The 7,095-nt window shown below is 59.3% G+C and carries 7 protein-coding genes and 1 pseudogene; 1 reads left to right on the top strand and 7 read right to left on the bottom strand.

Going from position 1 to position 7,095, the window contains the following annotated elements:
* Positions 1–151: 151 nt before the first annotated feature.
* Genes ACU680_RS22915 through folE2 form a run of 6 tightly spaced genes read right to left on the bottom strand, consistent with a single transcriptional unit; the run spans position 152 to position 5,358 of the window.
* Complete coding sequence (locus ACU680_RS22915) at positions 152–1,483, bottom strand: dihydroorotase (RefSeq protein WP_448180582.1); 1,332 nt, start codon at positions 1,481–1,483, stop codon at positions 152–154.
* Positions 1,484–1,486: 3 nt separating this feature from the next.
* A complete protein-coding gene (locus ACU680_RS22910) occupies positions 1,487–2,047 on the bottom strand; it encodes a gamma carbonic anhydrase family protein (RefSeq protein ID WP_448180581.1) in 561 nt (186 codons plus the stop codon).
* Complete coding sequence (locus ACU680_RS22905; RefSeq protein WP_448180580.1) at positions 2,044–2,919, bottom strand: metal ABC transporter substrate-binding protein; 876 nt, start codon at positions 2,917–2,919, stop codon at positions 2,044–2,046. The genes ACU680_RS22910 and ACU680_RS22905 overlap by 4 nt, the downstream gene beginning before the upstream one ends.
* An 11-nt stretch (positions 2,920–2,930) precedes the next feature.
* On the bottom strand, positions 2,931–3,797 hold the full coding sequence (locus ACU680_RS22900) for a metal ABC transporter permease (RefSeq protein WP_367082153.1): 867 nt from the start codon (positions 3,795–3,797) through the stop codon (positions 2,931–2,933).
* Positions 3,797–4,465, bottom strand: a complete 669-nt coding sequence (locus ACU680_RS22895; protein WP_448180579.1) for a metal ABC transporter ATP-binding protein — start codon at positions 4,463–4,465, stop codon at positions 3,797–3,799. Before ACU680_RS22895 ends, ACU680_RS22900 begins: the two co-directional genes overlap by 1 nt.
* Entirely contained in the window at positions 4,462–5,358 is an 897-nt protein-coding gene (gene folE2, locus ACU680_RS22890; RefSeq protein ID WP_448180578.1) for a GTP cyclohydrolase FolE2, read from the bottom strand. Before folE2 ends, ACU680_RS22895 begins: the two co-directional genes overlap by 4 nt.
* Before the next feature lie 84 nt (positions 5,359–5,442).
* On the opposite strand from folE2, the pseudogene ACU680_RS22885 reads away from it, so the two are divergent.
* Positions 5,443–6,646: pseudogene (locus tag ACU680_RS22885) on the top strand (N-acetylmuramoyl-L-alanine amidase).
* Here ACU680_RS22885 and ACU680_RS22880 read toward each other — a convergent pair.
* Positions 6,643–7,020, bottom strand: coding sequence for a glutamine synthetase (locus ACU680_RS22880; RefSeq protein WP_400761945.1), 378 nt, complete (start codon positions 7,018–7,020; stop codon positions 6,643–6,645). The pseudogene ACU680_RS22885 and the gene ACU680_RS22880 sit on opposite strands and share 4 nt — an antisense overlap.
* Positions 7,021–7,095 lie beyond the last annotated feature (75 nt).

Here is a 7,095-nt window from a genome sequence, read left to right as displayed (position 1 = left end):
TGAATTCCTTATTGGCGCTTTGGGTAGAAGGGGCGGGACGAGAAGTCTCCCACGGTCTGTACTGGTCAGAGTCAGAATCGAGTCTGTAGTCCCGCCCACCCCTTCAAGTCTAAACATACAAGCGAGCCTGCTCGCGAAGGCGTCTTGGTTGTCACCTCATAAACCGCAGCGCCAGCCCCTGGCATCCTTCGTTGATACGCTGCTCCCGCCAGGCAATCTGCCCCGACACCACCGTAGTATTCACCCGATAACGAAAACTCCTGTCAGCAAACGGCGTCCACCCGCACTGCGACAGAATCGGCTGCCGCGACACTTCCAGAGCCGCTGGCTCGACCAGCACCAGATCCGCCCAATACCCCTCGCGCAAATAACCCCGATCCGGAATCGCAAACAGATCCGCCACTCGGTGACTGGTCTTTGCCACCAATGTTGTGATCGGCAGCACGCCATCGGCCACCAGCTCCAACAGTGCCGGTAAGGCGTGTTGCACCAGCGGCAAACCGGCAGGCGCTTCGGCATACGGGCGCTGCTTTTCTGCCCAGGTATGCGGTGCGTGATCGCTGCCAATGACGTCCAGTCGATTGCTCAGTAACGCCGCGCGCAGGGCATCGCGGTCGGCTGGTGTCTTGATCGCCGGGTTGCATTTGATCAGGTTGCCGAGGGCTGGATAGTCGCGGTCATCGAACAGCAGATGATGCAGGCAGACTTCAGCGCTGATGTGTTTTTGCGCGAGCGGCTTGTCCTCGAACAACTCGAGCTCACGCGCAGTGGTCAGGTGCAGCACGTGCAGGCGGGTGCCGTATTTTCTCGCCAGTTCCACCGCCAGCGAAGAGGAGCGGTAGCAAGCCTCGGCATCACGAATCAGTGCATGGATATTCGCCGGCAGGTGGTCGCCGTGGAGTTCGCGCAGACGTGCTGCATTGGCCTCGATGCTCGGTGTGTGTTCGCAATGGGCCAGCAGGATCGTCGGCACTACGGCGAACAGACGCTCGAGAGTTTTCGGGTCATCCACCAACATGTTGCCGGTGGATGCGCCCATGAACACTTTGACCCCGGCCACTTCGCAGGGATTGAGTGCGGCGACGGTGTCGAGGTTGTCCTGACTGACACCGAAGTGGAAGCCATAATTGGCCACGGAGTTAATCGCCGCCCGACGCTTTTTATCCGCCAACGCTTCGAGGGTGAGGGTGGCCGGTCGGGTGTTGGGCATGTCCATGAAACTGGTGATGCCGCCCGCCACCGCAGCGCGCGACTCGCTATGAATACTGCCCTTGGCCGGCGACCCCGGTTCGCGAAAATGCACCTGGTCATCAATCATCCCCGGCAACAGCCATTGACCTTGGGCGTCAATTTCCACGCGGGCATTTTCACCCTCGATGCTGCGCGCAATCTTGACGATGCGGCCATGACTGACCAGCAGATCGCCATCGTACTCGCGTCCTTCGTTGACCAGCCTGGCGTTGCGAATCAGCACGCTGCTCATGGTTCAGAACTCGTTTTGCAAGGCTTTGTAACCGCGCACCAGATCGACGTTGGTGCGCGCCACGTCTTCGGAAAACTCCGAGGCGCTGACACTCACTGGCGGGAACTGCGAGAGGTCGGTGTTGGGGCCGATGCGGGTGGTGGAGGGCACGTAAAACGCGTCCGGCAAATCTCGGCCGTCGACTACCGAGTTGTGTCGAACCACACAGCCGTCACCGACCACACAATTGAACAGCACGCTATTGAAGCCAATGAACACCCGGTCACCGACCTTGCACGGACCATGCACGATCGAGCGGTGTGCGATCGAGCTGAATTCGCCGATGGTTACTGCCGCGCCGGATTTGGAGTGAATCACCACGCCGTCCTGGATATTCGAATTGGCGCCGATGGTGATCGGCTCCATCATGCCCGAAGCGTCTACTTCATCAGCACGGATCACCGCGTAGGGGCCGACGAAGACGTTCTCACCGATGACCACCTTGCCGCAGATGATCGCGGTTTTATCGACGTAGGCCGACTCGGCAATGTGCGGCAAATCGCCGGAAGGGTTTTTGCGAATCATGGTTGGCTCAGCGCGTCGTAAAGGGTGTTGAGGTTGTATTCGAACAATCCGGCAAAGGTGCTGGCCGGGCCACTGGCGGCGAGGGCATCGGAGTACAACGTGCCGCCAATGTGCGCGCCGCTTTCCTCGGCGATCTGCTTGAGCAGGCGCGCGTCCTTGATGTTTTCCATGAACACCGCTTTGACCTTGGCCTGACGGATCTGGGTGATCAGCGCGGCGACTTCGGCAGCCGAAGGTTCACGCTCGGTGGACAGACCTTGCGGCGCCATGAAGTCGATGCCGTAGGCCTGACCGAGATAACCGAAGGCATCGTGGCTGGTGACAATCTTGCGATTGCCCGGCGGCAGTGAACCGAGCTTGGCCTTGGCTTCGGCGAGCAGGGCGTAGATCTGTTTCAGGTAGGTCTGACTGTTGCGTTGGTAGTCGGCCTTGTTCGCCGGATCGGCAGCGATCAGTGCCTTGGTGATGTTGGCGATGTACAGCTCGGTGTTGGCCAGATTGTGCCAGGCGTGCGGGTCGGGAATGGTCTCGCCATCTTCCTCCAGCGAGCGAGGAATCACTCCGTGGCTGGCACTGACAACCGTGGCTTTGGTCTCAGTGCTGGTCACCAGGCGATCGAGCCATGGTTCGAAACCGAGGCCGTTTTTGATGATCAGTTTGGCTTTGAGCAGCGCTTTGGCATCGTCCGGTGTCGGTTCATAGGTGTGCGCGTCGGCGTCCGGGCCGACCATATTGGTGATCTGGATGTGCTCGCCACCCACCTGGTGAACCATGTCGGCGAGGATGCTGAAGCTGGTGACCACGGGCAATTTTTCCGCCGCCGACAACGACATCGAGAGCAGCAGGCTGAACAGTACGAGTAAAGCGCGCATCGGGAAACACCTCATGGGGATGTGAGCAAAGGCGGGCGGCGCAGCAAACCGTGCACCGGCCCGAACACGACCGACAGCAGATAACCGATCCCCGCGACCAGCACGATGGCCGGACCACTGGGCAGCGAGTAGTAGAACGAGATCAACAATCCGCACCACACCGACAGGCAGCCGATAAGCGCCGAGATCGCAATCAGGGCAGGCAGGCGACGACTCCAGAACCGCGAAGCGGCGGCGGGCAGCATCATCAGGCCGACCACCATCAAGGCGCCGATGGCCTGGAAACCGATCACCAGATTCAGTACCACCAATGTCAGGAACACACCGTGGGCGAGCGGGCCGAGCCGGCTGACGGTTTGTAGGAACAACGGGTCGAGGGTGTCGAGCAGCAGCGGTTTGTAGATCAGGGCCATGGCGGCTAGGCTCAGTCCCGACACCCACAACATGCCGTTGAGGGTTGGGCCGTCGACGGCGAGCGCTGAGCCGAACAGCAAGTGCAGCAGATCCAGACGCTTGCCGGCGATGCCAAGAATCAGCACGCCACTGGCGAGCGAGATCGGGTAGATCGCAGCGAGGCTGGCGTCTTCGCGCAGACCGGTGCGGCGGGTAATCCAGGCGGCCAGTCCGGCCATGCCCAGCCCGGCACCCAGACCACCGAAGGTCAACGCGGGCAGACTCAGACCGGCGAACCAGAAGCCCAATGCCGCGCCGGGAAGGATGCCGTGGGCAACGGCGTCACCGATCAGACTCATGCGCCGCAGGATCAGAAACACGCCAAGTGGCGCTGTGCTACAGGCCAATACCAGTCCGCCGAGCAGCGCTCGGCGCATGAACACGAACTCGCTGAACGGTTGCCAGAGGTGGGCGACGGTAAGCATCAGGCCACCCGCATATTGGGTGTTTGCTGGATCAGTTCGGTACTGGGTCCGAACAGGCATTCGCGGTTTTTGATCAGCAGTGTCTGCGGAATGTGTTGACGGACGGCAGCGAGGTCATGGCCGACCATCAGCAATGTCCGTCCTTCCGAGTGCCAGGCTTGGATGTGTTGCCAGAGCAATTGCTGGCCCAGTTCATCGAGAGCGGCGTGGGGTTCATCAAGAAGCAGCAATGGGGCGTCGGTTAGACTTAAGCGGGCGAGCAGGGCGCGTTGCAATTCGCCACCGGAAAGGGCCATCAGCGGACGCGCTCCCAGTCCGTTCAAGTGCCAGTTATCGAGTGCGTAAGCCAGACGTTGCGCGCGCAGTTTTGTTGATAAGCGCCGGCCCCAGAAACCGGCGGCTACCAGTTCTTCCAGGCTGATGGGGAACTGCCGATCAAGGTGTTGCTGTTGCGGCAGGAACGCTAAACCGCCCTGACGTGGAACACCCAGTGCGACCTTTCCCGATAACGGCTTCTGCAATCCGGCTATGACTTTCAGCAGGCTGCTTTTACCGCAGCCGTTGGCGCCGATGATGGCGCTCAGGCTGCCGTGTTCCAGCGAGAGGGTCAGTGGTGAAGCCAGTGGTTGGCCGGGTGCGCCCCAACTCAGGGTGTGGCAACGGATCATGCGAGTTCTCGGTGCCAATGGCTTTCGGCAACAGCGTCGTGGGCGTGCAGGCTTTCGGCGTGGATCACTCGCAGGTGGAATCCACTGACGCCGGGGGAGCGACGCAGTGCCAGATTGAGTCGCCGCGCGGCGTCTTCGCAGAACATCAGGTTCTGCCCATTGGCCAACGCGAAGGCTTGCTCGTCGGCACGTTTCACGGCGGTTTGCACTGCGGTGCCGAGCGCCGCTTCGGCGTCATTGATGATCACACTCAGGGGAAGCTCGTCGATGAACTCGTCGAGATGCATGTGCAGATGCGCGGTGCTGCGTTGGCTGTGCGGGGTGGCGACAATGCCTTGGCTTGATCCAAGCCAGGTTAAAACTTCGGCATGTTGCAGTGGCTTGTTGGCGAAGTCATCGATGAATTGCTGCTGAATCAACTGCCGCGCCAAAGCTGCTGAACAGGGGCAAGTTGAGGAGTAGGGCACCTCAATTTTCAGTTCCACGTGGAACACTCTGTTTTTCAGGCTCGCAGAAATACTCACTGGGTAGCTCTTCCAGCCGGCTAGAGGGCTGACTAACGCAGGCCTTTTCAGCAGCACTTCGCAGTGGATTTTCAGGTAGGCGCCGTTGGATAAACCATCATGGCTGGCCAGAAAATCCTCGAGAACCTGGCGTAACAGGGAGGGAGATAGGTCCTGCCGCTCAAGTGCCGCCAGTGCGAGATACAGCCGCGACATGTGAATACCGCGCGCCTCGCCATCATCGAGACTCACGCCTGCATCAGCTTTTGCGCCCAGACGTTGACCTTGCAATAAAACAGGCAGAGCAATGCCGCACATTCCCACCCAATCAAGCGGTAATGCCTGACGAGCGGCTTGAATTGCAATATCCGGAAGTGTCAGCGAATTCATGTTAGGGACCGTCGTGTTGATTGAATTAGATGTTACATTATAACAATTCAAATCACGATGCCTTTTTCATGAACAGGCTTTCACATGCACAGACGTCATCTGCTCAGTCTACTTCTGGCCAGCACGGCCTTGGCTTTTCCCTTCACCGTTTCGGCTACGCAAATTCGCAATGCGCGCCTATGGCGTTCGGATGACAAGCTGAGATTGGTCTTCGACCTTAGCGGTCCGGTGCGCTACAAAACCTTTTCGCTGAGCTCTCCAGAACGCTTGATCATCGACCTTCCCGGGGCGAGTTTGAGTGGCGATTTCAGTCAATTGACGCTTGCCGATACGGCTATTCATTCGATTCGATCAGGGCATTTTGGTCGGGGTGATACACGGATCGTTCTCGATCTGAACCATCCGGTGCTATTGAACAGCTTCCTTTTGGCGCCTCAAGATGGCCAAGGACACCGCTTGGTGCTTGATCTGGTAAACGCCAAACAAGCATCAAGTCCGGCAATGGTTCCACGTGAAACACCCTCGAATCAGGCTCACCCCAAGCGCGACATCATCGTTGTCGTTGATCCCGGGCACGGCGGGAAAGACCCAGGTGCGGTTGGCGCCAAGGGTGAGCGGGAAAAAGATGTGGTTCTTGCCATCGCTCAATTGCTCGCCAAACGCCTGAAAAGGGAGAAAGGCTTCGACGTAAAACTGGTGCGCAATGACGACTTCTTCGTCCCGCTGCGCAAGCGTGTGGACATCGCTCGTCAGCACAAGGCCGACATGTTTATCTCGGTGCACGCCGATGCGGCACCGCGCCTGACGGCGTCGGGAGCGTCGGTATATTGCCTGTCCGAAGGTGGGGCGACGTCAGCGACTGCACGCTTCATGGCGCAGCGGGAGAACGGCGCGGATCTGCTGGGTGGCGACCAGTCTGCTCAACCTCAAGGACAAGGATCCGATGCTCGCGGGCGTGATCCTCGACATGTCGATGAACGCCACCATCGCCGCCAGTCTGCAACTCGGCAGCACCGTTCTCGGCAGTCTGGCGGGTATTACCACGCTGCATCAGAAGCGCGTGGAACAGGCAGGATTTGCCGTCTTGAAGTCGCCAGATGTGCCATCGATTCTGGTGGAAACCGGCTTCATTTCCAACGCCCGTGACAGTCAGCGCCTGGTCACGCCACGACATCAGCGAGCTGTGGCTGATGGTCTGTTTGAAGGATTGCAGCGTTACTTTCAGAAGAATCCGCCAGCAGATAGCTACATCGCCTGGCAGCAGGAGCAGCAAAAAGCGCAGGTTTAGCAGCCGGTCATTCGGCTGCAGGTGAATTTGGCGCTACTGCCGCCAGAGCTGGAAAAGCGATTGATCGTCGTCCAGCCGACGCGACGGGTGTAGCCGACCCAGGCTTCGCCGTCAGAGGCGATCCCGGTGAAGAACGTTAGCTGGCCGAAGCGACTGTTGGTCTGCGCCCAGTAGCGTTTGCCTTCCTTTTCAAATCCTCGCAGATAAATCGTGGTGCCAACCGTGTTCACGCTGTAGGCATTGCCCTGCGCATCGATGCAGGCCAGCAGATTGGCGCTGCGTGTGCAGTTGGCGAGCGCGGGAATTTGCCCCCATGCGTTGGCCCCGGACAGCAACGCGAGACTCAGTAGCGAGCATTTCAAAGCAGTTTTCATCGCGGTTCCCGATGGGCAGATTGCGTGCAGCTTCCAGCGCTTTATCAGTTTCGGCAAGAGCGGGTCTGGCTTATT

Source organism: Pseudomonas sp. LF020, assembly GCF_053456425.1.
Note: the sequence above shows the minus strand (reverse complement) of the source record. Positions and strands in the feature narration are given on the sequence as shown.

What these genes read in the sequence shown, in the direction of transcription:
- ACU680_RS22900 (WP_367082153.1), bottom strand. Translation starts at nt 3,797, where the DNA reads ATGCTTACCGTCGCCCACCTCTGGCAACCGTTCAGCGAGTTCGTGTTC.
- ACU680_RS22895 (WP_448180579.1), bottom strand. Translation starts at nt 4,465, where the DNA reads ATGATCCGTTGCCACACCCTGAGTTGGGGCGCACCCGGCCAACCACTG.
- folE2 (WP_448180578.1), bottom strand. Translation starts at nt 5,358, where the DNA reads ATGAATTCGCTGACACTTCCGGATATTGCAATTCAAGCCGCTCGTCAG.
- ACU680_RS22880 (WP_400761945.1), bottom strand. Translation starts at nt 7,020, where the DNA reads ATGAAAACTGCTTTGAAATGCTCGCTACTGAGTCTCGCGTTGCTGTCC.
- ACU680_RS22910 (WP_448180581.1), bottom strand. Translation starts at nt 2,047, where the DNA reads ATGATTCGCAAAAACCCTTCCGGCGATTTGCCGCACATTGCCGAGTCG.
- ACU680_RS22915 (WP_448180582.1), bottom strand. Translation starts at nt 1,483, where the DNA reads ATGAGCAGCGTGCTGATTCGCAACGCCAGGCTGGTCAACGAAGGACGC.
- ACU680_RS22905 (WP_448180580.1), bottom strand. Translation starts at nt 2,919, where the DNA reads ATGCGCGCTTTACTCGTACTGTTCAGCCTGCTGCTCTCGATGTCGTTG.